Here is a 23,270-nt window from a genome sequence, read left to right on the forward strand (position 1 = left end):
ACGAGAGAAGGAGAAAACATATGAGACGCTTTCTGCTGATGCTGCTCGTGGTGGCGCTGCCCCTCGGCCTCGTGGGCTGCGGCGAATACGGCAAGGTGGACCAGGGCCGGGTGATCGCATACGACAAGAACGCGAAAACCGTCACCCTGATCCAGGACAAGGCCATGGAGCCGCTGAACCCGGACTACTCCATTCTGCCCCCGCACACCTACAAGCTGCCCACCGACCCCGCCGAAATGGGGCCGGAGCCCAGGGCTGGCCAGCGCATGAAGCTGGACACCAAGGCCAACATCATCCGCATCTTCAACACCAAGACCCAGGCGTTTGAAGACATTGCCTTCAAGATGGTGGACCTGCAGGAGAACATCGACCGCAACCATCCGCTGGTGTACGACAAGGCCACGGAAACCGCGAAGAAGTTCCCCATGGTGGACCGCGACAAGAAGACCGTGACCATCTACTCCGGTCGCCAGAAGATGCTGTGCACCATCTCGATGCCTGACGAATACTTCGCCCTGCCCGATTCCACCTGGGACGCCGGCGACGAAGTGCGCGTGTACTACAAGGTCGAGGGCGTGTCCCTGCGCTTCATGAACATCACCAAGACCGACATCTTCAAGAAGTAGCCAGACGGCGGCGGGGCTGGCGACAGCCCCGCCGCTTCCCCCCCTTCCGCCCCGCCATCCCCCCCGCACGGGGAGTGATGATGGCGGGCCGGAACGGGCGGAAGAAGCCCGGCGGACATCAAGACAAGGAGCGACACCGTGGAAGACCAGATGGATTACGCAACCACCGTGGCCCACAAGCTGCTGGTGCTGACCATGAACCTGCTGGCCATCGCGGCGGTGTGCGCGGGCATGTACCGCGCCTCGTTCGCGCCGGACGAATTCACCCCGGTGTTCTTCAAGACGTTCTTCGCGGTGCTCGCGCCCTCGCTGGTGCTTGGCTGGTGCTGCAAGCGCTGGCTGCGCGCCCGGGGGCAGGCGTGACCAGATCGGTGCATCTGGCGCGCCTGCACCGGCGTTCCGGAAAGGTGGCGTTGCTGCTGCTGCTGGTCTGCGCCTTCAGCCTGGTGGACGGGCTGGCGGGCAGGATGCAGCAGGGCTTCAACAGCACCAGCGCCCTGCCCGGCGGCGAATACCCGGTAAGCGGGCCGCTGCCGCCACAGACCGAAACCATAGAGGACATGGTGATCGAAGGCGGCACCGATGACAGGCAGGTGCGCCTTGTGCCCTATGAGATCTATTCCGGCTACTGGCTGGGCGGCAAGATGTGGCGCGGGGCCATCAAGGTGGGGGCCAACCCGGCCTCGGGCGAATACGTCATTCGCGTGCGCGACAAGTTTGGCGAAAAACAGAACCCCACACTGATCTTCGTGGTGCAGGTCTGGCCCGACGAAGCCACCATGAAGGCCAACGCGCCGGAACGGCTTACCCGTTGGTTCGGCATAGATCCCTTCGGCCTGGCCGTACTGGTGCTGCCGTTCGCCCTGCTGGCCGGGTTCGGCAACTTCATGCTGGGCCGGGCCTGGAGCCGGGCGCTGCTGGCCGAACGCAGCGCGGAAATCTACAAGCTGCTGCCAGCGCCCGACGGCGGCGGCAAGGACGTGACCTTCGGGCTGGGGGTGCAGCACGGGGCAAGCCCGGGCATGCGCTGCCGCATCCGCAGGCCGGACGGCGCCCCGGTGGGCGAGGCGCGGGTGGTGGAATGCACCGCGCGCGACTGCGTGGCCCGCGTGCCGCATGAACTGGACGTGCGGCCCGGCGACGTGGTGACCCTGCCCGAGTTGGCGGAGCCGCCCGTGGCAACGCTGGGTGCGTGACGGACGCGGCGACCTGGCCAGACCGGCCACCGTGGCGGCCACGATGGCTGACGGACGAGGAGACGAGCATGGATTGCCCTGAACTGCTGAAGCGTTGCCGCATCCTGCTGGTGGACGACGAGGACGGCTTTCGCGACGCGCTGCTGCGCCGCATGCGCAAGCGCGGCGTGACCATGGACGGCGTGGGCAGCGGCCGCGCGGCGCTGGATTGGCTGGCCCGCCAGGCCGTGGACGTGGTGATCCTGGACATCCAGCTTGGCGACATGGACGGCCGCGACGTGCTGCGCGAAATCCGCAAGTCCGGCGGCGAAGACCCGGCGGTGATCATCCTGAGCGGGCACGCCTATACCGACATCGCCCTGGACGCCATGCGCGCCGGGGCCAGCGACTACCTGCTCAAGCCCTGCCCGGTGGAGGAATTGCTGGAGCGCATCGAGACCGCGTTCGAGCAGGTGCTGGAGCGGCGCGCCGCGCAATAAAGGCAGGGGGCAGAGGGAACAGCCTCAAGGGGCAGGCACATGAATTTCGCCGGGTAACCCCGGCACGGCGGAAAGCCGCCGCACGTGTTCCACGACAGCAGCATACGCCCATCCCCCCTCGCGGTCCGGGGCGGAACCTTCGCAGCAGACGGTTCCGCCCCGGACTCATTTTTCGGGGGCGGCGTCTGGCCCGGAGTGGAGGTGGCGGGGGGAGCAGTGCGGGAGGGCGGCGGGGGGATACGGATACGCGGCGCGCCATCCGCCCCGGTGGTGCGGATGGCGAAATGTCATGGGGGCAGGGTTGGGACAGCCGGCGGGCATGCGGGCGCGCCGCATGCGCGGGGTCAGTCGCGCAGCAGCACCCAGGTCAGTTCGTGCTTGTTGTGGGCAAGGTGCAACAGGCGCGACCCTGGCACCGCCGCGAAGGCGCGGGCCGTGGCGTGGTCCGTTTCCGCCTGGAACTTCAGGGTGCACACGAAGTTGCGGCACTGGCCCAGTTCCAGCCAGCGGCCCACGGTGGCCAGCAGCCTGTCGGGGTAGCAGATCACGTCCGAGAACAGCCAGTCCACGGCCCCGGCGTGGCGCGGGTCCAGCCCGAAGGCGCTGCCGGTGCAGAAGTTCACGTTGGGGTGGCGGGCGATGTGCGGGGCGATGTCCGCCTTGTCCACGCTGAACACCCGCGCGCCCAGTTCCGCCAGCACCCAGGTCCAGCCGCCGGGGCAGCTGCCCAGGTCCAGGCACAGTTCGCCGGGGCCGGGCCGCTTTCCCAGGATGGTGAACAGTTCCCACAGCTTCAGGTAGGCGCGGGTGGGCGGCACGGTGCGGTTTTCCTCAAAGCGGGGTTCACCGTCGGGAAAGGGGCTGGAACACCGGGCGGAGGCCAGCACAAGGTCCGGCTCCCACAATGTCCACGAGCCCAGCGGGGCCGTGGGCGGCGCATCGCCAAAGGCCACGGGGCGGGCGGCCACCCGGGGCAGCTGCTCCTGGACCAGCGCGGCCCGGCGGTGGTGGCCGGTGGCGTGCAGGTGCCAGTTGCGCTGGATGGCCTTCAGCTTGCGGGCCGCGTCGCCGATGGAGGCCACGGGCATGGACACGGGCTCCAGCCACACGTTCTGGGCCCAGGCCGCCGGACGGGGCGGCCCCTGCGCGACGACCAGCCGCCCGCGCACATCCAGCACCCGCGCGCCTTGCAGGTCTTCGAGTTCATGGACGAGGTCGTCCGTGAACCCGGCGGCGGCGATGTAGATGGTGCGGTCGGCGAGCGGCGTGGCGGTCATGGGTGTCCTGTGGCGGCGTTGGCGATCGGTGCGGGTTGCAGTATGCGGGAATGGCCGCGGCAGGTTCGGAATGGGCCAGGCGCCCTGCGGCGGCGTGGGCGTGGCTGTAGCGCGGCGCGGCGCGTCTGGCAAGCCGTGGGGCATTGGCGAGGCCGAGCGCGTTACAAGACGCCGCCGACGGGCGGGTGCATGGCGGCTGCATGGCGGATGGTGACCGGGGCTCTTACCCCACCCAACGTTCGCGGATGGCTTCGATGGCGTCCAGATTGTCCAGAAAGGCACGCACCACGGCGGGGTCGAATTGGGTGCCGGAACCGGCCGCGATGGCGTCGCGGCATTCCTCGCGCGAAAAGGGGCGCTTGTAGGGGCGTTCGCTGCGCAATGCGTCGTATACGTCCACCAGCGACACGATGCGCGCCTCCAGGGGCACGTCGGGACCCGGCAGGCCGAAGGGATAGCCGGTGCCGTCCCACCGTTCGTGGTGCAGCAGGGCCAGGGTGCGGGCCAGGGCCAGGAAGGGGTTGCCCTCATCCTCCTGCGCCACCCGGTGCGACGTGCACGAGGCGCGCGCCTCGCCCCGTTCCAGCGGGCCCAGCAGTTCGCATCCGAAGGAACAGTGGCGGCGCATCAGCTCCCATTCTCCGCTGTCCAGCGCGCCGGGCTTCAGCAGGATGCTGTCCGGGATGCCGATCTTGCCCACGTCGTGCAGCGGCGCGCACTGGCGCAGCATGTCGCAGCGGTCTTCCGGCAGACCCAGCGCCCGGCCCAGCAGCGCGCTGATCTCGCCCACCCGGATGACATGCATGCCGGTCTCGTTGTCCTTGTATTCGGCGGCCCGGCTGAGCCGCTGGATGATCTGGCGGCGGGTGCGCTCTATTTCGGCGGTGCGTTCGCGCACCATGGATTCCAGCCGCTGCTGGTAGGCGCGGTTTTCGCGCAGCAGGCGTGCCCGCTCCAGCACCTTGTCCAGGGTCAGTTGCAGGATGTTGAAATCGTGCAGGGGCTTGGTGATGAAGTCCCACGCCCCGGCGCGCATGGCCCGGATGGCGTCATCCACCACCCCCACCCCGGAAAGGACGATGGTGGGCAGGTCCGGGGCGCGTTTGCTGGCATGGGCGAGAAAGGCGTACCCGTCCATGACCGGCATGTTCAGGTCCACGATGACCGCCTCCACATCGGGCAGGTGGGTGTCCAGCACCTCCAGCCCCAGGCGGCCGTCGGCGGCTTCGAGCGTTTCGTAGTCCATGTCCTCGAGGTACGCGCACAGCGAACGCCGCAGGCCCTCCTGATCATCAATGACCAGCACGCTCATTCGGGTATCCTCTCGCGGGTCGGCGGCTCTCCGGGGGCCGGGCCCTCCGCGTCTGCCACGCCCTGCCCGCCGGAGCCGTCGCACATGCCCAGCACCCGGTGGATGCGGCGCAGCAGCAGGGCGGCGTCGTGGGGTTTCACGAACACGTCCTCCGGCCCCACCCCGGCCGCGCGCAGGGCCTTGCCCGGCGTCATCGCCACGGACCCGGTGTGCACCAGGAAGTGGCGGCACAGCCCCCGGGCGGTCGCCGTGAGGATGAACTGTTCCCCATTGATGCCGGGCAGGCGCATGTCCACCACGCACAGGTCCGCGTGGCGGGCGGCCAAAGCCTCCAGCGCGTCTTCCCCGGACGCGGCCGTGCGCACCAGGAATCCGTCGAGGTCCTCGAAATAGGCCGCCAGCAGACGGCGGATGGGTTCCTCGTCGTCCACGATGAGCACTTGGCGGGGGGCCGGGGCGTGGCAGGGGGGCATCAGGGCGAAACCTCCGGCGTGCTGTCGGCGGGCGGGTCCACGGGCAGTTCGATGATGAAGCGGGTGCCCTGGCCCGGCGACGATTCCACCTCCATCCGGCCGCCGTGCCCCTTGGTGACGATGAAATACGAGACCGACAGGCCAAGGCCCGTGCCGACCCCTGGCGCCTTGGTGGTGAAGAACGGCTCGAAGGCCCGGTGCAGGATTTCCGGGGGCATGCCGGGGCCGTTGTCGGCAATGACGATGCGCACTCCCCCCGGCAGGGCGGTGACCTCGATGTCGATGCGCGGGGCTTCCACGGGCGGGTCGGCCGTGGCCATGGCCTGGGCCGCGTTGCGCAGCAGGTTGATGGCCACCTGCTCGATTTCCGTTTCCGTGCAGTTGATGGGCGGCAGTTCGTCGTCCATGCGCAGCGAAACATCTATCTTTTTGAAGTCGTAGCTTTTCTTGAGGTCGTAATCGCTCTGGGCCAGGCTCAGCGCGCGGTGCAGCACGCCCGGCAGATCGCAGAGTTTGCGCTTGGATTCGCTGCGCCGACTGAATTCGAGCATGTGCCGGATGATGGCCGAGGCGCGCAGGGCGGCGGCCTGGATGTCCGCCAGGAACACGTCCAGCTTGCGTTCGCGCATGTAGCGGGCCAGCAGTTCCATGTCGAGGCCCATGTCCTGCGCCACGGCCACGTTCTTGGCGAAGTCGGGCCGGGTGCGTTGCGCCATGTTCTGCGCCGCCTGCAGCACGATGCCGAGGGGGTTGTTGATTTCGTGCGCGATGCCCGCCGCTATGCCCCCCAGCGAAACCATCTTTTCGGTCTGGATGATCACTTCCTGCATCTTCTTGATCTGCGTGATGTCGCGCAGCACGGCCACCACGTGGTCTTCGCCGTCGATGGGCAACAGCGCGCACGACAGCAGGCAGTTCATGGGCGTGCCATCCTTGTGTCGGGCGGAAAACTCGTGGTTGCGCACCGCGCCGTCCCGCCGGGCCTGTCCGTACGGGGCGCGCAGCGTGGCGCCGGGGGGCACGATGGCCAGTTCGCTGGCGGGGGTTGCCAGCACCTCGTCGCGGGTGAAGCCGAACATGTGGATGAACGCCTGGTTCACGTCGCGCACCGTGTCGTCGGCCAGCCGGGCCACCACGATGGCATCGGGGCTGAGATGGAACAACTGGAAGAACTTCTGTTCCGACTGGCGCAACTGCTCTTCGGCCTGCTTGCGGATGCTGATGTCCTCTATGGTGCCGTCGAGGAAGGCGGGGTTGCCGTCCGCATCGGACTGGAGCGAGGCGTTGATGATGGCGTGGAAGGCCGACCCGTCGCGGCGCAGCAGTTGACATTCCATGCGCACGCCCTGCGGGGTTTCCCGCAGCATGTCCAGCAGGCGCTGGCGCTGTGCCGGGTGGGGGTGGAGGGCCAGCGCGCGGTTTTCGTTCAGGCCCAACAGTTCCTCGCGGGCGGCGTAGCCCAGCATGCGCGCCAGGGCCGGGTTGGCGTCGAGCAGGCTGCCGTCGTACCGGGTGCGGAAGATGCCGATGGGGGCGTTGCTGAAGATGGCGCGGTACTTCTCCTCGCTGGTTTTCAGGGCTTCTTCCGCGGCCTTCATCTCGGTCACGTCCACGGTGATGGACAGGATGGCCTCTTCGCCGCCAAAGGACACCGGAACCGAAGAGAAGATGATGTGTCCGTACGTTCCGTCGCCACGCAGGATGCGGGTTGCCACGTTGTGCAGGCCGCCCTGGTTGCGGACCGCGCGGCGGAAGGCCGTTGCCTCTTCGGGCGACGCGCCCGAAAAGCGCAGGGGATCGCCGCGCCGCGCCTCTTCCCGGTCCACGCCCTGCGAAGCCAGAAAGGCCCGGTTCACGTCAAGGTAGGCCCCGTCGGACATGCGGTTGATGACGATGGAGTACGGGGCGTTCTCGAAAATGGTGCGGAAGCGCCGCTCGCTCTCCAGCGCGGCCTCACGGTGCTGCTTGAGGTTGTGGATGTCCATGTTCAGCCCGATGACGCGCGTTGGGCGGCCGCTGTCGTCCCATGCCACGGTCTGGCCCTTGCCCAGCACCCAGCGCCATTCCCCGTTGGCATGGCGCATGCGGAATTCCGACTCGTAGTCGCCCCTGCTGCCGGATGCCATATACGCCTCGAGCCCGGCGGTCGCGCGTGCAAGGTCGTCCGGGTGCGTCAGGCTGGCCCACCCTTCGTAGGTGTGGGGGGGGGCGTCGGGCTGCCGCCCCAGCATGGTGTACCATTCCGGGCTGTAGTAGATGGACCCGGTTTGCGGCTCATAGTCCCAGATGCCCGCGTTGGTCGCCCCCAGCACCAGGGACAGGCGGGTGGCCTGTTCATCGGCCTTGCGGCGGGCATGGTCGAGGGCTGCCACCTTTTCGCGCAGCCTGCGCCGCAACACCCAGGTGACCAGGGCAAGCCAGGCCACCATCACTGCCGCTGCCACGGCCGCCACGCGCAGCAGACGGCGCTGGTCGGGGCTGAGCAAGCCCCCGGTGTCCAGGCGTATCCAGCGTGCCCTGGTGCGTTCCATTTCCTCGGGTGGAATGGCGGAATATGCCTTCAGCAGTGCGCTGCACAGCAGGGGATATTTCCTGCTGACGGCGAAACCGAGGGGGTAGGCGAGGTCTGTCATCCCCACCACCTTCAGGTTGGGCAGCTGTTCACTGTCGATGTAATGGGCCGCCACTGCCAGGTTTTCCACCATGGCGTCCACCACTCCGAAGGACACGTCGCGCAGCCCGGCCTGCACGTTGGGTACTGTCACGACCTCGATGCGGCCATCCCGCGAGCGCTCGCGTACATATGCCTCGCTGACGTAGCCCTTGACCACGGCCACGCGGCGGCCGACGTAGTCGTCAAGCTGCCTGTTTCCCGGTTCGTTGCGCCTTCCGATGATGGCGGTGGGCACGTCGCTGTATGGCGGCGTGAACTGGGCGTAGCGTTCGCGCTCGGCGGTGCGCACGATGACGGGCACCACGGGGGTTTCGCCGCTTTCCAGCATCCGGAGTTGCGCGGGCCAGTCGGCGGCGGGGATGGCCGTCAGGCGCGCGCCCATCCGCTGCTCGACGAGGTGGAGGATGTCGGCGGTAAGCCCGCTGAATTTCCCGTCCGGCGAAAGGAACTCGAACGGCGGAAAGTTCCGGTCGAAACTGAGGGTCAGCTTGTCCGGATTGGCGGCCAGCCAGGCCTTTTCCTCTTCCGTCAGCAGGGCCTGGGCCGGGGCGGGGGAGGGATGCAGCAGGCACAGCGCGGCGATCGCGAGCAGCAGCGCGGCCGCCAGCACGCCACGCTTGCGGGGGTGGCTGTCGGGCCGGGCGGTGGGCGCGACATGACAGGTGCGGAGCATCTGTGATCCTGTGTTGCGCCGTCGGTTTTCCGCGCGGCGGCATGGTGGACGATGCTGCCAGTATGACCAAGTTGGCGGGGCCGCGCAATGTCCGGAAGGCCCTAGCGTTTCTAATGCGGTCGCGGGTCCGGCGAACATCGGCGGGTGCAACGGCATGCCGCGGGCTGGACGGCGCGGGGACCGGAGAGCGGAAGGGAACGGTCCGCTTGCGAACCATCTGTGCTTGGCTGTACACCTGCCATACCTGCCCACCAGCCTTCAGGAGTCCCCATGCCCCCGCGCGATCACAACCTCGATGCCGCCGCCGGTTCCGGACGCCGTCCCGCGTTGGCGGTGCGCACGGCCGCGCTGTGCCCCCTGCTGGTGCTGCTGCTGCCGTTTCTGGCAGGCGTGGCGCTGACGGCGGCCCAGTCCGTGGGCTGGCTGCTGCCGGTCCAGTACGGTCCGGAGCAGGCCGAGAGTGGGATTGTTTCACCGGATGCATGGGCGGGCTGGCGGCAGCTGGCGCAGCCGCACATGTTCGGCTCGCTGCTGCTGGGGCTGCGCGTGGCCGGGGCGGCGGCCCTGTTTTCCGTGGCGGGCGGCACGCTGCTGGCCTACGGGGTGTGGCGGTTGCCCGCCCGCATGCAACTGGCGGCGCTGGTGTTTCGCGTGCCGCTCATCCTGCCGCACATCGTGGTGGCCTTTCTGGCCATCGTGTTCTGGAGCCGTTCGGGCCTGGTTTCCGCCGCGCTGCACCATGCCGGGCTGATCGCCGGGCAGGCGCAGTTTCCGGCGCTGCTCTGGGGCGGCGACGGCCTGGGCATGGTCATTGCCTACACCTACAAGGAATTGCCCTTCGTCATGCTGCTGGCCGTGGCCTCGTTGCGGCGGCTGGACCCGCGCCTGACGGAGACGGCCCGCATGCTGGGCGCCGGGCGCTGGGCCGTGCTGCGCGACGTGGTGATCCCCCACCTTGCCCCGGTGCTGCACGCCTCGTTCCTCATCCTGTTCCTGTATGCCTTCGGCGCGGTGGAAATTCCGTTGCTGCTCGGCGAATCCACCCCGGCCATGCCGGGGGTGGCGGCCTACGACCTGTACTTTCTGCGCTCGCTGGAGGACCGCCCGGCGGCGGCCGCGCTGCTGACACTGCTCTTGTTGTGCTGCGCCGGGTTCGTGGCGGCCTACGTGCGGCTGGTGGCCGGGCTGCGCGGCCGGGAGCGGCAGCTGTGACCCCGCGCGCCGGAGTGCGGGCGAATGCCCGCCAGCGCGATGCGCGCACGGGCTCCCGGCTGTTCCTGGGCCTGTTGTGGCTGCTGTTCGGCCTGCCGCTGCCGGTGCTGGCCCTGTGGGCCGCCGCGCCCGGCTGGGCGTGGCCCGACCTGTGGCCCGCCGCCCTTGGCGGGCGCACGGCGGCCTTCGTGTTGGCCAACCGGCAGTCCATCGCCGGGGCGCTGGCCTCGTCCACCCTGTATTCTCTGGCCGTGGTGGCTGTGACCCTGTGCGCCTGCCTGGCCCCGGCGCGGCTGCTGGCCTTCGGCCGGTTTCGGGGACGGGGGGCGCTGGAGGGGCTGCTGCTGGCCCCGGCCCTGCTGCCCGCCATGGGCTGCGCGCTGGGGCTGTACGGTACTCTGGTCCGCCTGGGCCTTGCGGACACCCCGGCGGGCGTGGTGCTGGTGCTGTCGGTGGTGTCGTACCCGTACATGCTGCGGGCGCTGGCCTCCGGCTTCGAGACCGTGGGGCAGGAGTATGGCCGCTGCGCCGCCAACCTGGGCGCGGGGCCGTGGACGCGCCTCGTGGTGGTGGAACTGCCGCTGCTGCTGCCCGCCGCCGTGGCGGGCGGCTCCGTGGTGTTCCTGGTGGCCTTTTCCGACTATTTCCTGGTGCAACTGGTGGGCGGCGGGGTGGTGCCCTCGTTCACCGGGTATCTGTTCCCGGTGTTGCAGTCGCCGGACAGGGGCCTTGCGGCCATGCTGTCGCTGGTGTTCCTGCTGGTTCCGGTGGCGCTGTTCGTGCTGGCGGAGGGGCTTGTGCTGGCCGTGTACCGGCGGCGCGGCATGTAGCGGCGTGGCCGGTTGCGGGGGGCGGAACGCCATGCCCCGGTGAAGTGATGCCTTGCAGACGTCATGCCGCGTGCAATCGGTTGCGCGGCATGATATGCTGCATCATGGCCGTCTGTACCCGCCGTGCTCCGGATGCCGCCGGACGCCGAAGGGAGGGGCCACTGCGAGGGCGAGGCCCGCGCGAGGCGCACATGACGGGCCATGGCCATGGCCGTGGTCTGTGCGGCCTTGCGGCAGGGGGAAGCCGGAACGGCACGCGGGTGCGCGCGAGGGGGGAACGAGTATGGACTTCATTAATATCGGCGAACGGACGCAGGCCCGCTGGCAGCAATCGCTGGACACCCTGGCGCGCGTGCTGGGCATCCGGGTGGCGGCCATCATGCGGCGGCACCCCGGCGGGCTCACCGTGTTGCTTTCCAGCAATACGGCGGGCAACCCGCTGGCTCCGGGCATGCGCATTGCCGCCACGCCGGGCGGTTCCTACTGTGACGCGGCCATCGACGCGCGCGAGCCGGTGTACGTGCGGAACGCGCTGGACGACCCGCGCTGGCGCGACAGCACCATGGTGCGGGCGGGGTTCGTCTCGTATCTCGGCTACCCGCTGCTGCTGCCCGACGGGCAGGCGTACGGCACGCTGTGCCTGCTGGGCACGCGCGAATGGCCGCTGCCCGAGGTGCACCGCGCCATCGTGGACGACTTTCACAGCCAGGTCGAGGACACCCTGGCCCAGGCCTACGAGAACGCCCTGTTCGGCGCGCAGCAGGACACCCTGCCGTCCGCCGCGCTGACCGTGGACGCCAGGGGCGCGGTGGCGCGGGCCAACCGCCGCTTTCCGCAATTGTGGGGCATCGAGGCCGACGCCGCCAGCCTGGCCGGCCGCCCGCTGGAAGAGGTGCGCGGGCTGCTGGCCTCCCGACTGCGCGACCCCGCGGACATCGACGACGCCCTGCCGACCGACGTCCCCGGCCATGGCGCGGAAGTGCCCGCCCAGTCGGCCCGTGGGCCGGGCAGCCGCCCGGTGCCGCTGGCCGATGGCCGGATGCTGCGGCGCACCTATCGCACCCTGCGCGACGAGCACGGCCGACCCTGGGGCAGCGTGTGGCTGTTCGAGGACGTCACCGCCGAGGTGCGCGCCCAGGAGGCCCTGGCCCGCAGCGAGGAACGGCTGAAGCTGGCCCTGGACGCGGCCAGCGAGGCCCACTGGGACTGGAATTTCGAGACCGGCGAGCTGTATTGCAGCCCCCGCTACTACGAGATGCTGGGCTATGTGCCGGGCGAGTTCGAGTGCACCCACGAGGCCCTGCGCGACCTGATGCACCCCGAGGACATGCCCGAGGTGGCGGCCGCCCTGTGCGTGCCCGAAACCGGCCTGGCGGTGGCGGGCATGGCCACGACGGACCCTGCCATGGCGCATGCGGTGGCGGGGGAGTGCGGCGTGGGCCAGTTCGAGGTGCAGTTTCGCCTGCGCACCAAGGACGGCGGCTGGAAGTGGATGCTGGCGCGGGGCCGCGTGCTGGCCCGGCGTGAAGACGGTTCGCCCGCGCGGGTGGTGGGCACGCACATGGACATCACCGCCGCCGTCAGCCAGCGACTGGCCCTGGGCCGCAGCGAGGAACTGTTCCGGGGCATCTTCAGCACCGCCTCCGTGGGCATCGTGCTGCTGGACCGCTTCGGCCTGCTGGTGCGCGTCAACGACGCCTGCGCGCGCATGCTGGGCTACGCCACCGACGAGATGCGCGGCCAGCACTTCAGCCGCTTCATGCACGAGGACGAAACCACCCTGGCCGCCACCACCCTGACCCGACTGCTGGACCGCACCCAGACCACCAGCCGCCTGCAGCACCGCCTGCGCGGCAAGGACGGCGGCTACCTGTGGACCGACATCAGCGCCTCGCCGCTGGAAGGACCCAACGGCGAAGTGGAAGCGGCGCTGGCCATCATCGTGGACATCAACGAGCAGCGCAGCGCCCAGCAGGCCCAGGAGGACAGTGAGCGCCGTTATCGTGCCCTGTTCGAGAACGCCCAGGTGGGCATTTTTCGCACCCGCATTTCCGACGGCAGATTCCTGGAGGCCAATAGCCGGATCATCGAAATGTACGGCTGGCCGGACCGCGCGGAATTCATGGACAAGATGCGCTCCACCGAATGGTACGTGGACCCCGAGGCGCGTGGCCGCATGGTGACCACGCTGCTGCGCCGGGGCGAATTCCGCAACATGGAAGTGGAAATGCGCCGCCGCGACGGCAGCACGGTGTGGTTCGAGTATTCCGGCAAGCTGGACGGCGACACCATCGTCGGGGTGGCCCAGGATGTCACCCAGCGCCGGGCGGCGGAGGCGGCGCGACAGCGGTCAGAGGCGCACTACCGGCTGCTGTTCGAGGCCGCCGCCGACGCGATCTTCCTGCACGACCCCGAGGGACGCTTTCTGGACGTCAACGAGGTGGCCTGCCGCCGCCTGGGGTACACCCGCGGGGAACTGCTGGCCATGACCCCGGAAGAACTGGAAGCGCCGGAGTTCGCCGAGCACGTGCCCGAGCGCATCCGGCGGTTGGACGAGGAAGGCTCGCTGACCTTCGAATCGGCCCACCGCACCCGCAACGGCATGACCCTGCCCGTGGAAATCCACGCCAAGATACTCGACTTCGACGGCAGGCCCGTGGTGCTCAGCATCGCTCGCGACATCACCGACCGCAAGCGGCTGGAACAGGCCCTGATGCGAGAGGCCACCACCGACCCGCTGACCGGCATCCGCAACCGGCGGCAGTTCTTCGTGGAGGCGGAGCGCGAAATGGGCCGCGCCGCGCGCTACGGCCGCCCGCTGGCCGTGTTGATGCTGGATCTTGACCGGTTCAAGCGCATCAACGACCGGTTCGGGCACCACGCGGGCGACGCCGTGCTGCTGGGGTGCGTGCAGGCCTGCCAGCAGTCGCTGCGCGACACCGACATTCTGGGGCGGCTGGGCGGCGAGGAATTCGCGGCCGTGCTGCTGGAGACGGACCTGGACGACGCCCTGGCCGCCGCCGAACGGCTGCGCAGGGCCGTGGAGGAAATGGCCGTGCCCTTCGGCGGGCAGGACCTGCGCTGCACCGTGAGCATCGGGCTTGCCCTGCATGTGCCGGGCGATACGGCGTTTGACGACATCCTGCGCCGGGCGGACGCGGCGTTGTACGCGGCCAAGGAGGCGGGCCGCAACCGGGTGGTGCTGACGCGCGCCGCCAACGGCGGCGTGGAGGATCAGAATCGCCGCTGGAGCAGCGGCGGAGCGCCCCGGCAGGAGGGCTGAGCGCGGTTTCCGTTGCGCCGCGAGCAAGGACGCGGTGGAGCGGTGTTGCGGTGGAGTTGTCGAGAGATAGCGAAACGGGCGCTTTCCGGAGGGTTTCCGGAAAGCGCCCGTCTGTTTTGCGAAAGAGCAGGCCTGGCGGCGGTTGCCCGGAGGCGGCCGGGAAATGGCCGGGGTACGGGTTACGGCGCGGCCGGGGCGGCAGCGGCGGCGGGCGTTTCCGGGCTGGTGGGCGCTGGGGCAACGGGGACCGCCGGAGGGGCGGGCGTGGCGGTGGGAGCCGGGGGGCCTGGGATGGAAAGCGCCTTGGGTGCGCCCTGCGTTTCCGGCGTGCCGCCTGTCGTGCCGCCAGACGTGCCACTTGTCCGGCCGGGCGCGGCCCCGGAAGTTGCGCCATCGCCGGGTTGCGCGGTCTCGCGCGGGGCGGTGGGGGCGCGGACGCCCGCGTTTGCCGCGGGGGTGGCGTCCTCCGCCTTGGTCCCCGTGTTTTTCGCCTTGCGGGGCAAGGGTTCTGCGGCGGGTTTCGAGCCGGGCGAGGTCTTGGCGGGCAGGGGGGAGGCGGCCGGTGCTTCCGTGCCGGAGGTTGGCGCTGCCTGTGCCGGTGCGGCGGAAGCGGCTGGCGCGGCGGGCGCATCGTCCTTGCCGGGCGCGCCTTCGGTCCCGGCCTTCGCGCCCGTTGCTTCGGCAGCCGGGGGCGGGAGGGTTATCCCCGTTGCGGCGTTGCCGCCGGTGTCGGCGTCCGTGGTCGCCGCTGGTGCCGTCCGCTCGTCCTGGGCGGCGGTTGGCCCGGTCTGAGGGGCTGGCGTGGCGGCATCCGTGGGCGTGCCCTGCGCGGTTCCCTTGGCGCGACCGGCGCGCTGGAAGCGGTTCACGGCGCGGTTGTGTTCGTCCAGCGTGGCGCTGAACTGGTGCGAACCATCGTTGCGCGAGACGAAGTAGAAATAGCCGTGTTTTTCCGGCGTGGTGGCCGCGCGCAGCGATTCCATGCCCGGCGAGCAGATGGGGCCGGGGGGCAGACCGGGGCGGCGGTAGGTGTTGTACGGGTTGGCGGCGTCCTGCAGATGCGGGCGGCGCAGGTTGCCGTCGAAGGTTTCGCCCAGGCCGTAGATGGTGGTGGGGTCCGCCTGCAACAGCATGCCGGTGCGCAGCCGGTTGGCGTACACCCCGGCCACGCGGCCGCGTTCGGCGGGCAGGCCGGTTTCCTTTTCCACGATGGAGGCCAGGGTGATCAGCCGCCGCAACTCGTCGCGGGCGGGGCGGCCCTCGGGCCAGACCTGCGCGGCTCGCCGCCAGAAGGTGTCCACCATGCGTCCGGCCACGGCGCGGGCCGATTCCCGGTCCGGCACGGGGGGCTTCTTGATCAGGTAGGTGTCCGGAAACAGGAAGCCTTCCGCCGTGTCGAAGGGGATGCCCCAGTGGCGCAGGAAGGCCGGGTCGGTGATCACCGCGCGGAAATCCTCGACGGTGACGAAGCCCTCGGCCTCCAGCAGGCGGGCGGTTTCCCACCAGGTCAGCCCTTCGCGCAGGGTGATGCGCGACAGCACCGGCTGGCCGTTCACCAATTGGTCCAGCACGCGCAACGGCGTCCAGTTGCTGTGCACCAGAAAGCGCCCGGCCTTCAGCGAATTTTCCCAGCCATGGTAGTGGGCCAGCAGCTTGAAGCGCCAGTCGCTGGTCACCGCGCCCTTGTCCACCAGTTGCTTCGTCACCCTGTCGAAGGTGGCGCCGGGTTCCACGTCCACGTAGACGTCCGCACCAGGGGACGCGGGTGGGGTGCGCAGAAAGCGCCAGGCATCATAGCCTGCGTAGCCGCCCGCCAAAAGGCCCAGCAGGGCCAGCGCCGCCAGCGCGCGCAACAGGATGCGCAGCATGGGGCGGCCGGAGGCTGAAACGGCCGGGGACGGCGTGCCCGACACGGGAGACGGCTCGGGGGACGCCACGGGAGTGGCGGCGGACGGCGCGGGGACTTCGGGAGTGGGCGGCGCAGGGGCGGACGGGGCGGACACGGGGGCTGCCGTGGAAGATGCGGGTGCTGCGGGATCGGATGCTTCTGCTTCCGTGGCGGGGTGCGCCGGGGGAGTTTCCGCTGCCGTTACGCTGGCGGCGAGGTCGGACGCCGAGGCAGGGGAAGCGCTGGCCTCGTCCTTGGAGTTGGAGCCACCCGACGCGGCCACGGGCGTATCGGATGGCGCGGCGGCTTGCGCGTTCGTGGAATTTGGGGGGACGGGAGAGTCGGCGGAGCCTGCGGCGTCAGTGGAGCCCGTAGAGTCCTTGGGATCTGGGGTCTTCGGGATCGCCGCGCCTTCGGGAGCCGACGCCGCAGGGGCGACCGTTGGCGTGTCTGTCGCCTCGCCCGCCCGCGCCGTGGGGGTGGCGGCTGTGTCCGCCGAACCGGTCGTCGCGGTCACCTCGGCACTGTCGCCAGTGCCAGACAACTGCGCGGTGTCGGCGGCGCTGGACTCACCGGTTTTGCGTTCGCCGTCCGGCGGTTGCGGGGGCACGATCGTGGACGCGTCAGAAGCCGCGTCAGAAACAGCATGGGGGACAACGCTGTGGGCAGCGTCCTGGGCCGCGTCCGGGGGGGACGCGGGCTGCGCGCCCTGCTCTTGTGGGGACGTTTTGGGGGAAATTTCCGGGGATGCTTTGGGGGTATCGCTCATGCGGTGATGCTATCCGGTCAGGCGGGGGTACGCCGGGATTCGGGCTGGTTGAGGAACGATTGCAGGATGCGCACGGCCGCCTGCTGATCCACCACGGCCTCCAGCGCCCTGCCGGAAAGCCCGGCATCGCGCAGGTCGTCCTCGGCCTCGTAGGAGCTCAAAAATTCCTCCATGAGGTAGACGGGCAGGGTGGTGCGGCGCTTCAGCCGCTCCACGAAGTTGCGCACCTGCCGGGTGGTCAGGGTGTCCGTGCCGTCGTGCAGCAGGGGCAACCCCACCACGTAGGCCTCGGCGCGCTCTTCCTCGGCCACGGCCAGCAGTTCGGCAAAGAACCGGTCGCGGGTGGTCATGACGATGGTGCGGCGCGGAAAGGCCATGCTGCCGCCTGTGTCGCTGGCCGCGATGCCTGTGCGCCTGGTGCCATAGTCTATGCCAAGGTACTTCATGGGTGGCCGGATGCTACGCCAGCGGGCGCGGCTGGGCAAGCTGCGGGGTGGTGGAGAGTATCGGGGGAGGGAGGAAGGAACTTTTGAAAAAGTTCCTTCCTCCCTCCCCCGAACCCCCTCCCTTCTTCCTCAAAACGTTTCAACGGTGGGGCGCAGGGGCAAGAGGCTGGGACGGTTTTGTTCAGAGCGGGATGGACCCTCGTCGCGTCAGGGCGTGGTCCCTATTGAAAAGTTTGAAGGGGTGGAAGGGGTCCGGGGGAGGAGGGGAAACTTTTTAAAGTTTCCCCTCCTCCCCCGGTTCGTTCTTTCAGTCTTTCGTTGCTTCTTACAGCGTGGAATCGTCCACCACGCGCACGCCGCCGTCGTCTTTGGCCTGGTCGGCGGCCTTGCGCAGCAGCTTGCGCCAGTCCGCGCCCTTGGCCAGTTCCGCCAGCCATTCCAGGGTATGCAGCACGGGGCGCTTGTCCTTCAGGGCCATCATGGTGCGCTTGATGCCCACCTTGCACGAGGGACAGCCCACGATGACGGGCGCGCCGTCGGCGTAGGTCATGAAGTCCGCCTCAAGGCGCATGCGCTTGCGGGCGCGCAGCTTGTTGTAGATGGCGGGCGAGGTCATGGCCCCCATGCCCGATTCGCCGCAGCAGCCGGGGTTGACGCGCACCTTGGCGCCGGTGAAGGCGGCCACGGCCTGCGCGTAGATGTTGGCGGCCTTGCCCTTGTGCACGCCCACCCATTCCGCATGGCACGAGGGGTGGTAGAGCACCTCGGTTCCGGCGGCGGGCGTGACCGCGCCGGTCAGGGCGTCTGCGGACAGGGTGCTGGGGGGCAGCCGTTCGAGCAGGAACTGCACCATGTCCTGATGGCGCATGGCCGGGGCGTCGCCGCGCGCGGCGAGCAGCTCGTGGCGCTGGATGCCGTCGCGGCACGAGCCGCAGGCGGTGATGACGTGGGTGACGTTAAGGCCCGCCGCGCGCGCCTTGTCCAGCGAGTGCTGGATGGCCTGCACGTTGCGGTCGCGGTTGGCGGTGAAGGCGTTGTCGGCCCCGGCGGACAGCAGCGGGTAGCCGCAGCACAGGTGCTGTTCCGGCATGACCACGGCCACGCCGGACTTCAGCATCAGCATCAGCCCGGCTAGGCCGATGTTGCGGTAGAACAGGCCCGCGCCGCAGCCGGGGAAGTAGAACACCGCTTCCACGGGTTCGCCGGTGGCCGCCGCGCGCTGTTTGGCGCTGGCGGGCACGAAGATGCCGCCCTTGCCGAGGTGCAGGGTTTCCGCAAGGTTCTTGTAGCCAACTTCGGGGCCGGGACCGGCGAACAGCGGGCTTTCAAAGCGTTCGCGCCACCCGGCGGGCACAAGGCCCACGAAGCGGTTCTGAAAGCGCTGGCCCATGGACGCGGCCTTGGCCGCGCGGGGCGCGCGCGACGACGGATCGGCGGACAGCCATTCCAGCACCTTGCGCTTGATGGGGTGGCCGCCCGCGTTCTCCGATTCCAGGAAGGCGCGCATGGCCAGCGCCACGCCGGACGAATCGATCTTCACCGGACAGACCGAGGTGCAGCGGCCGCAGCCGGTGCAGTGCTCCATCATGGTGCGCAGCTCGCCCAGCAGGAACGGGTCGGGCCGACCCTTGTTGACCTGCGAATAGTACACCGCCTCCACCAGCGCGCCGAGGGCGATGTTCTTGTTGCGCGGGTGGTATTGCAGCGACTGTTCCGGGTAGAACATGGGGCAGACCTGCTTGCACTTTCCGCAGCGGGTGCAGATCTGCACGTTGGCCAGCAACTGGATGAGCCGTTCCTTGTCGGGCAGGCCGCTCTGGCGGATGTCCTCGATGAGCCGGTTGAACGAGAAGGTGAACGGGCGCACCGGCAGTTCGCGCTGGGTCAGCTTGGCCGGGTTCAGCACGTTGCGCGGGTCCACGCGCTCCTTGAAGGCGCGCAGGGCGTCCATCTTCTCCTTGCGCAGGAAGGCGATCTTGGTGATGCCGATGCCGTGCTCGCCGGAAACCTCGCCGCCCACCTCCTGGGCTTTCGCCATGACGCGGTGGGCCACCTGCTCGGCATTGTGCAGCATGACCGGGTCGTTGGAGTTGACCGGTATGTTGACGTGGCAGTTGCCGTCGCCCGCGTGCATGTGGCTGGCCACCTCGATGCGGGTGGCCTGCATGTGGTCCTTGATGCGCTCTATCTTGCGGGTCAGATTGGGGTGCACGTTGCCCAGTTCGCCCAGAAACACCACGGAGCGGATCTGCATTTCCTCGTCCGAGATGTCCTTGGCCGAAACCTCGCCCTTGGCCACCTTGGAGGCGTAGGTGAACTCGCGGTTGAATTCCTTGTCGTCCAGCGGCATGCCCGCCAGGCGTCCTATTTCCTGCAGCGCCGTGCGGTAGGCGGCGGCCGCGCATTCCAGGTTCACCTGCTCCAGAAAGTCGGCAAACTCGGGCACGCCGTCGATGGGGATGACCACGTCCTCGTTGATCTTGAAGCCCGAGGTGCGGCGGGCGATGGCGGACAGCTTGTGGCGGTCCTCCCAGAAGGCTTCCGCCTCCTTCTCGTCGCGCGCGGCAAAGATGTCCGCCCCGTCATAGGGGTTCACGATGTCCAGGATCTGGTGCACGGCGCGGTCCAGATGGAACTCGTCGTCGCCGTCCAGTTGCACGATGAGCACCGAAATGGGGTCGCCCTCGTACTCCGCGGACTTCTTCTTGTATTCTATGGCCTTGACGTACTTGGAGTTGAACTCCTCCAAGGCCGATATCTTCACGTGGTCGCCTTCGCGGCGGATGGTGTCGCGGTAGCCCACCACGTCCTTGATGACCTGCATGGCGCTGTTCATGGAGCGCCCGAAGAATTCCAGCACCAGCACGCGCGAGTGGGCGGGCTTCTTGTGCAGCACGAAGCAGGCCTCGACGATGATGCCGTCCACGCCTTCCTTCTGCATGCCGGGCAGGCCGCCCAGGGTCTTGTTGGTAACGTCCTTGCCAAGGCCGGGCAGGCGGATTTCGTCGCCGCGCAGGGAAACCACGTTGCGCACGCCGCCGCTCAGGTCGCGGATCTCGAAGGTGGCCGTCTCGCCGGGCATGATCTTGTGGCGCGGGTGGTTCACCCGGGCCACGTCGATGATCTCGCCGGTGGGGGTGACCATGCGCCACGAGAGCAGGTTGTCCAGGGTGGTGCCGTACTCGAAGGCAAAGGGGCCGCCCGCGTTTTCGGCGATGTTGCCGCCGATGGACGAGGCCAGCTTGGAGGCCGGGTCCACGGTGAACAGCAGGCCCTTCTTGCCCGCCGCCGCGATGGCGTCGTTGGTGATCACCCCCGCCTCGCAGCACAGCACCCGGTTCTGCTCGTCGATGCTGACGATGCGGGTAAGGCGGCCAAGGCTGAGGATGACCGTGCGCTTGCGGGCGGGCACGGCCCCGCCGGTCAGGCCCGATCCGCCGCCGCGCGGGATGATGGCGAACTTCATCTCGTTGGCCAGCTTGACCACCGCGCTGACCTGTTCGGCCGTGGCGGGGCTGACCACGAGCATGGGCAGTTCCATGCGCAGGTCGGTGGCGTCCGTCGAGTTTTCCACCAGCGCGCCGGGGCGGGTGTCGATGCATTCGCGCGGCATGACGGCGGCCATGCGCTTCACCAGTTCGTCGCGGAAGGCCACCTCGGCCTCGTGCGCGCTCCAGAACATGGTGATGCCTTCGCCGATGCTGGTGGCGTAGTGGTGGGCCAGTGCCGCCTTTTCGCCCTCGAAACGCGCGCGAACGCTCGCTTTCACCGTTTCCGCGTCGATGAACGGGTTGTACACGACGAGAAACAGTTCTTCCGCGATTTCAATGGCGAGATGGCGCACGGATTCCGGCCAATCCTCGAACTCGTCGAGGTTGATGCGCAGGATCCGGTTGACGACGAAATCCGCGGAAATGGAGATGTGCGGGCCTTTATGGGGCATGGGCGGGCTCTCTCTCGGGTTGCGGTGAGAGGAAGCCGTTGACTATAGGCGCGCGCGGCCCGGTTGGCAAGTTGAGTGAGCGCACGATTCTGCGGCGGGGGCCAGCGGGGGCCGGTTGGGACCGGTTGGGGCCGGTTAGGGTCGGTTCGAAAAGGACGGGCGGCGAAACGGGGGTGCGCGGGAATGCATCGCCCGGCTGGTCGGTGCGTTGCCGACAGGTGCGCTGCCGTGCCGGATGCGGTGGGGGCAGGGCTGCTCGGCGCGCCGCCGAAAAAAATTGCCGGCCTTTGGGGCGTTTGCGGGGCTATCATCAGGCGGATGATGCTACGTTAGTACATGGATACTCTCTTGTGCATCAATGTGTTGTCTATAGTTTGTGCAAACGAACAATGCATGAGAGCAGCATCGTACGGGGAATGTTAACTGTAAGATCAATCAATTGATTGTAATTGACACTTCAGCGCGATTGGTGTGTAGCGTGATGCAAGCTCCAGGAAAGGAGGGACGTCATGTCACACGCACTGCCACGCGCCGATGTCATGGGACGCCTTGCCGCGGACAATCCGTGGTGGTCGGACGAACTGGCCCGGCCCTTTGCGGCGGAATTGCCGCAGCGCGACCATTTCGCGCCGTTTTTCGAGCTTGCCGCAGACTGTGCGCTGCACCGGGCCGTGGTGCTCATGGGGCCGCGCCGGGTAGGCAAGACGGTGTTGCTGCACCAGGTGGTGGACAACCTGCTGAAGCAGGGGGCGGAACGCCGCCAGATTCTGTTCGCCACTCTGGACGCCCCGGCCTACACCGGGCTGGAACTTCTGGAATTTGTGGAACTGGCCGCCGAGTTGGCCGGTTTCGACCCCTCCCGGCCGGGGTGGGTCATCTTTGACGAAATCCAGTACATGCAGAACTGGGAGCATGGACTGGATGCGCTGGCCGCGCGCTGGCCCGCCCTGCGCTGCACCGCGTGCGGCTCCGCCGCGCCCGCCCTGCGCCGCATGGGCGACGCCGAGGCGGCCGGGCGCTTTGCCGTGTACATGCTGCCCCCGTTGTCCTTCGCCGAGTTCCTGCGCCTGTCCGGCGGGCAGCGCCGCGACATGAAGCAGCTGTTCACGCCGGAGCGCATGGGCGAGCTGAACGAGTTGCTGGTGCGGTACATGAATTTCGGGGGCTACCCCGAGGCCGTGGTGTCCGAGCGGGTGCGTTCGGACATGACGCGCTTTCTGCGCAGCGAGATCATCGACCGCGTGCTGTGCAGCGACCTGCCCGGCCTGTACGGCATCTCGGACGTGCAGGAGCTGAACCGCCTGCTGGCCGTGCTGGCCCTGAACAGCGGGCGCGAGGTGACCCTGGAGGACCTGCGCGGCGAATCGGGCATCGCGGTGAACACCCTGAAGCGCTATCTCGACTATCTGGAAGCCGCCTTCCTGGTGGTGCGGCTGCGCCGCATCGACGACGCGGGCCGCCGCTTCCGGCGCGACCGCAGCTTCAAGGTATATCTGGCCAACCCCTCCATGCGCACGGCGCTGTTCGCGCCCATCACCGGTCCGGACGACCCGGCCCTGCAACCGCTGCTGGAGACCGCCGTGGTGGGGCAGCTCTTGTGCAGCCCGGCCCTGTCCAGCAACACCTGCTACGCCCGCTGGGACGGCGGCGACGTGGCGCTGGTGGGCCTGCACCCGGTGCACGGCAAGCCGGTGCTGGCCTTCGACATCCGCTGGAGCGACGAGGGCATCGCCACGGGCAACGGGCGCTGCGGCGTGCGCAACGACGCGGCCGCAGCCGAGGACGCCACGCGCGCTTCGCGCAAGGCGGGCGGCAACGGCAGCGGGGCCGCGCCCCTGCGGCCGCTGTTCGAGTTCGCCCGGCGGCACAACGTGCGCAAGGCCTACGTGACCACCCGCTCCACCTTCACCGTGGGCGTGCAGGGGAATACGGAGTTTTCGTACCTGCCTGCGGGCATGCTGGCGTTCACTCTGTCCAGCCAGGCTGCGGAGCGGATTTTCGCCAAGCTGGTGACGGTGGAGTAGGGGGCGGAAAAGGGCAGGGAAGATATTCGGGAAAGGGACAGGCAAGAGCGGAGTACGGGTGCCCGTCGCCCTCCCCATCGGCTGTGGGGCGGCGGCGGGACGAAAGCACGAGTACGGGGCGGTGCGCCGGTGGTGGAGCTTCTGTGGGGAAGCGATGCCGCAGGC

Annotated in this window: 15 protein-coding genes; 8 read left to right on the forward strand and 7 right to left on the reverse strand. The window is 68.8% G+C overall.

Features of this window, described 5'->3' with window-relative positions:
- Positions 1–20: 20 nt before the first annotated feature.
- The 4 genes from RVX_RS01500 to RVX_RS01515 all read left to right on the forward strand — a co-directional run bounded on the left by RVX_RS01500 (position 21) and on the right by RVX_RS01515 (position 2,301).
- A complete protein-coding gene (locus RVX_RS01500) occupies positions 21–626 on the forward strand; it encodes a DUF4881 domain-containing protein (protein ID WP_116306936.1) in 606 nt (201 codons plus the stop codon).
- 150 nt (positions 627–776) lie between these two features.
- A complete protein-coding gene (locus tag RVX_RS01505) occupies positions 777–989 on the forward strand; it encodes a hypothetical protein (protein ID WP_230404699.1) in 213 nt (70 codons plus the stop codon).
- Positions 986–1,822, forward strand: coding sequence for a hypothetical protein (locus RVX_RS01510; RefSeq protein ID WP_172596615.1), 837 nt, complete (start codon positions 986–988; stop codon positions 1,820–1,822). Before RVX_RS01505 ends, RVX_RS01510 begins: the two co-directional genes overlap by 4 nt.
- A 68-nt stretch (positions 1,823–1,890) precedes the next feature.
- Complete coding sequence (locus RVX_RS01515) at positions 1,891–2,301, forward strand: response regulator (protein WP_116306932.1); 411 nt, start codon at positions 1,891–1,893, stop codon at positions 2,299–2,301.
- A 344-nt stretch (positions 2,302–2,645) separates the two neighbouring features.
- Here the strand turns inward: RVX_RS01515 and RVX_RS01520 are convergent, their stop codons facing one another.
- The 4 genes from RVX_RS01520 to RVX_RS01535 form a co-directional block, all read right to left on the reverse strand.
- Positions 2,646–3,578, reverse strand: coding sequence for an SAM-dependent methyltransferase (locus RVX_RS01520; RefSeq protein ID WP_116306930.1), 933 nt, complete (start codon positions 3,576–3,578; stop codon positions 2,646–2,648).
- A 223-nt stretch (positions 3,579–3,801) separates the two neighbouring features.
- Positions 3,802–4,890: an HD-GYP domain-containing protein gene (locus tag RVX_RS01525; protein ID WP_116306928.1), complete on the reverse strand. Its 1,089-nt coding sequence runs from the start codon at positions 4,888–4,890 to the stop codon at positions 3,802–3,804.
- Positions 4,887–5,363, reverse strand: a complete 477-nt coding sequence (locus RVX_RS01530; protein ID WP_116306926.1) for a response regulator — start codon at positions 5,361–5,363, stop codon at positions 4,887–4,889. Before RVX_RS01530 ends, RVX_RS01525 begins: the two co-directional genes overlap by 4 nt.
- Positions 5,363–8,710 (reverse strand): PAS domain S-box protein, encoded by a 3,348-nt coding sequence (locus RVX_RS01535; protein ID WP_172596614.1) that lies wholly within the window; start codon positions 8,708–8,710, stop codon positions 5,363–5,365. The genes RVX_RS01530 and RVX_RS01535 overlap by 1 nt, the downstream gene beginning before the upstream one ends.
- A 270-nt stretch (positions 8,711–8,980) precedes the next feature.
- Between RVX_RS01535 and RVX_RS01540 the strand changes: the two genes are divergently transcribed.
- The 3 genes from RVX_RS01540 (at position 8,981) to RVX_RS01550 (ending at position 14,035) form a co-directional block, all read left to right on the forward strand.
- A complete protein-coding gene (locus RVX_RS01540; RefSeq protein WP_116306922.1) occupies positions 8,981–9,922 on the forward strand; it encodes an ABC transporter permease in 942 nt (313 codons plus the stop codon).
- Positions 9,919–10,752, forward strand: a complete 834-nt coding sequence (locus RVX_RS01545; RefSeq protein WP_116306920.1) for an ABC transporter permease — start codon at positions 9,919–9,921, stop codon at positions 10,750–10,752. Before RVX_RS01540 ends, RVX_RS01545 begins: the two co-directional genes overlap by 4 nt.
- Positions 10,753–11,035: 283 nt before the next feature.
- Positions 11,036–14,035, forward strand: coding sequence for a PAS domain S-box protein (locus tag RVX_RS01550; RefSeq protein ID WP_116306918.1), 3,000 nt, complete (start codon positions 11,036–11,038; stop codon positions 14,033–14,035).
- Positions 14,036–14,214: 179 nt separating this feature from the next.
- On the opposite strand, the gene mltG is transcribed toward RVX_RS01550, so the two are convergent.
- From mltG to RVX_RS01565, 3 genes are all read right to left on the reverse strand, one after another.
- The gene (gene mltG, locus RVX_RS01555; protein WP_230404698.1) at positions 14,215–16,206 is read right to left on the reverse strand and encodes an endolytic transglycosylase MltG; all 1,992 of its coding nucleotides are present in this window, start codon (positions 16,204–16,206) and stop codon (positions 14,215–14,217) included.
- Between the two features lie 503 nt (positions 16,207–16,709).
- Positions 16,710–17,138, reverse strand: coding sequence for a Holliday junction resolvase RuvX (gene ruvX / locus RVX_RS01560; RefSeq protein ID WP_116306912.1), 429 nt, complete (start codon positions 17,136–17,138; stop codon positions 16,710–16,712).
- Positions 17,139–17,463: 325 nt separating this feature from the next.
- A complete protein-coding gene (locus RVX_RS01565; protein WP_116306911.1) occupies positions 17,464–21,081 on the reverse strand; it encodes an FAD-binding and (Fe-S)-binding domain-containing protein in 3,618 nt (1,205 codons plus the stop codon).
- A gap of 509 nt (positions 21,082–21,590) precedes the next feature.
- On the opposite strand from RVX_RS01565, the gene RVX_RS01570 reads away from it, so the two are divergent.
- Positions 21,591–23,105 carry an ATP-binding protein gene (locus tag RVX_RS01570; RefSeq protein ID WP_116306910.1) on the forward strand — a complete coding sequence of 505 codons (1,515 nt, stop codon included), beginning with the start codon at positions 21,591–21,593 and terminating at the stop codon, positions 23,103–23,105.
- Positions 23,106–23,270 lie beyond the last annotated feature (165 nt).

The sequence above is a fragment of the Nitratidesulfovibrio sp. HK-II genome (assembly GCF_003402415.2).
Lineage (GTDB): Bacteria > Desulfobacterota > Desulfovibrionia > Desulfovibrionales > Desulfovibrionaceae > Cupidesulfovibrio.

Excerpts from the sequence above, each read along its gene's own strand:
- RVX_RS01500 (WP_116306936.1), top strand. The coding sequence starts at position 21 with ATGAGACGCTTTCTGCTGATGCTGCTCGTGGTGGCGCTGCCCCTCGGC.
- RVX_RS01505 (WP_230404699.1), top strand. The coding sequence starts at position 777 with ATGGATTACGCAACCACCGTGGCCCACAAGCTGCTGGTGCTGACCATG.
- RVX_RS01515 (WP_116306932.1), top strand. The coding sequence starts at position 1,891 with ATGGATTGCCCTGAACTGCTGAAGCGTTGCCGCATCCTGCTGGTGGAC.
- RVX_RS01520 (WP_116306930.1), bottom strand. The coding sequence starts at position 3,578 with ATGACCGCCACGCCGCTCGCCGACCGCACCATCTACATCGCCGCCGCC.
- RVX_RS01525 (WP_116306928.1), bottom strand. The coding sequence starts at position 4,890 with ATGAGCGTGCTGGTCATTGATGATCAGGAGGGCCTGCGGCGTTCGCTG.
- RVX_RS01530 (WP_116306926.1), bottom strand. The coding sequence starts at position 5,363 with ATGCCCCCCTGCCACGCCCCGGCCCCCCGCCAAGTGCTCATCGTGGAC.
- RVX_RS01535 (WP_172596614.1), bottom strand. The coding sequence starts at position 8,710 with ATGCTCCGCACCTGTCATGTCGCGCCCACCGCCCGGCCCGACAGCCAC.
- RVX_RS01540 (WP_116306922.1), top strand. The coding sequence starts at position 8,981 with ATGCCCCCGCGCGATCACAACCTCGATGCCGCCGCCGGTTCCGGACGC.
- RVX_RS01550 (WP_116306918.1), top strand. The coding sequence starts at position 11,036 with ATGGACTTCATTAATATCGGCGAACGGACGCAGGCCCGCTGGCAGCAA.
- ruvX (WP_116306912.1), bottom strand. The coding sequence starts at position 17,138 with ATGAAGTACCTTGGCATAGACTATGGCACCAGGCGCACAGGCATCGCG.
- RVX_RS01565 (WP_116306911.1), bottom strand. The coding sequence starts at position 21,081 with ATGCCCCATAAAGGCCCGCACATCTCCATTTCCGCGGATTTCGTCGTC.
- RVX_RS01570 (WP_116306910.1), top strand. The coding sequence starts at position 21,591 with ATGTCACACGCACTGCCACGCGCCGATGTCATGGGACGCCTTGCCGCG.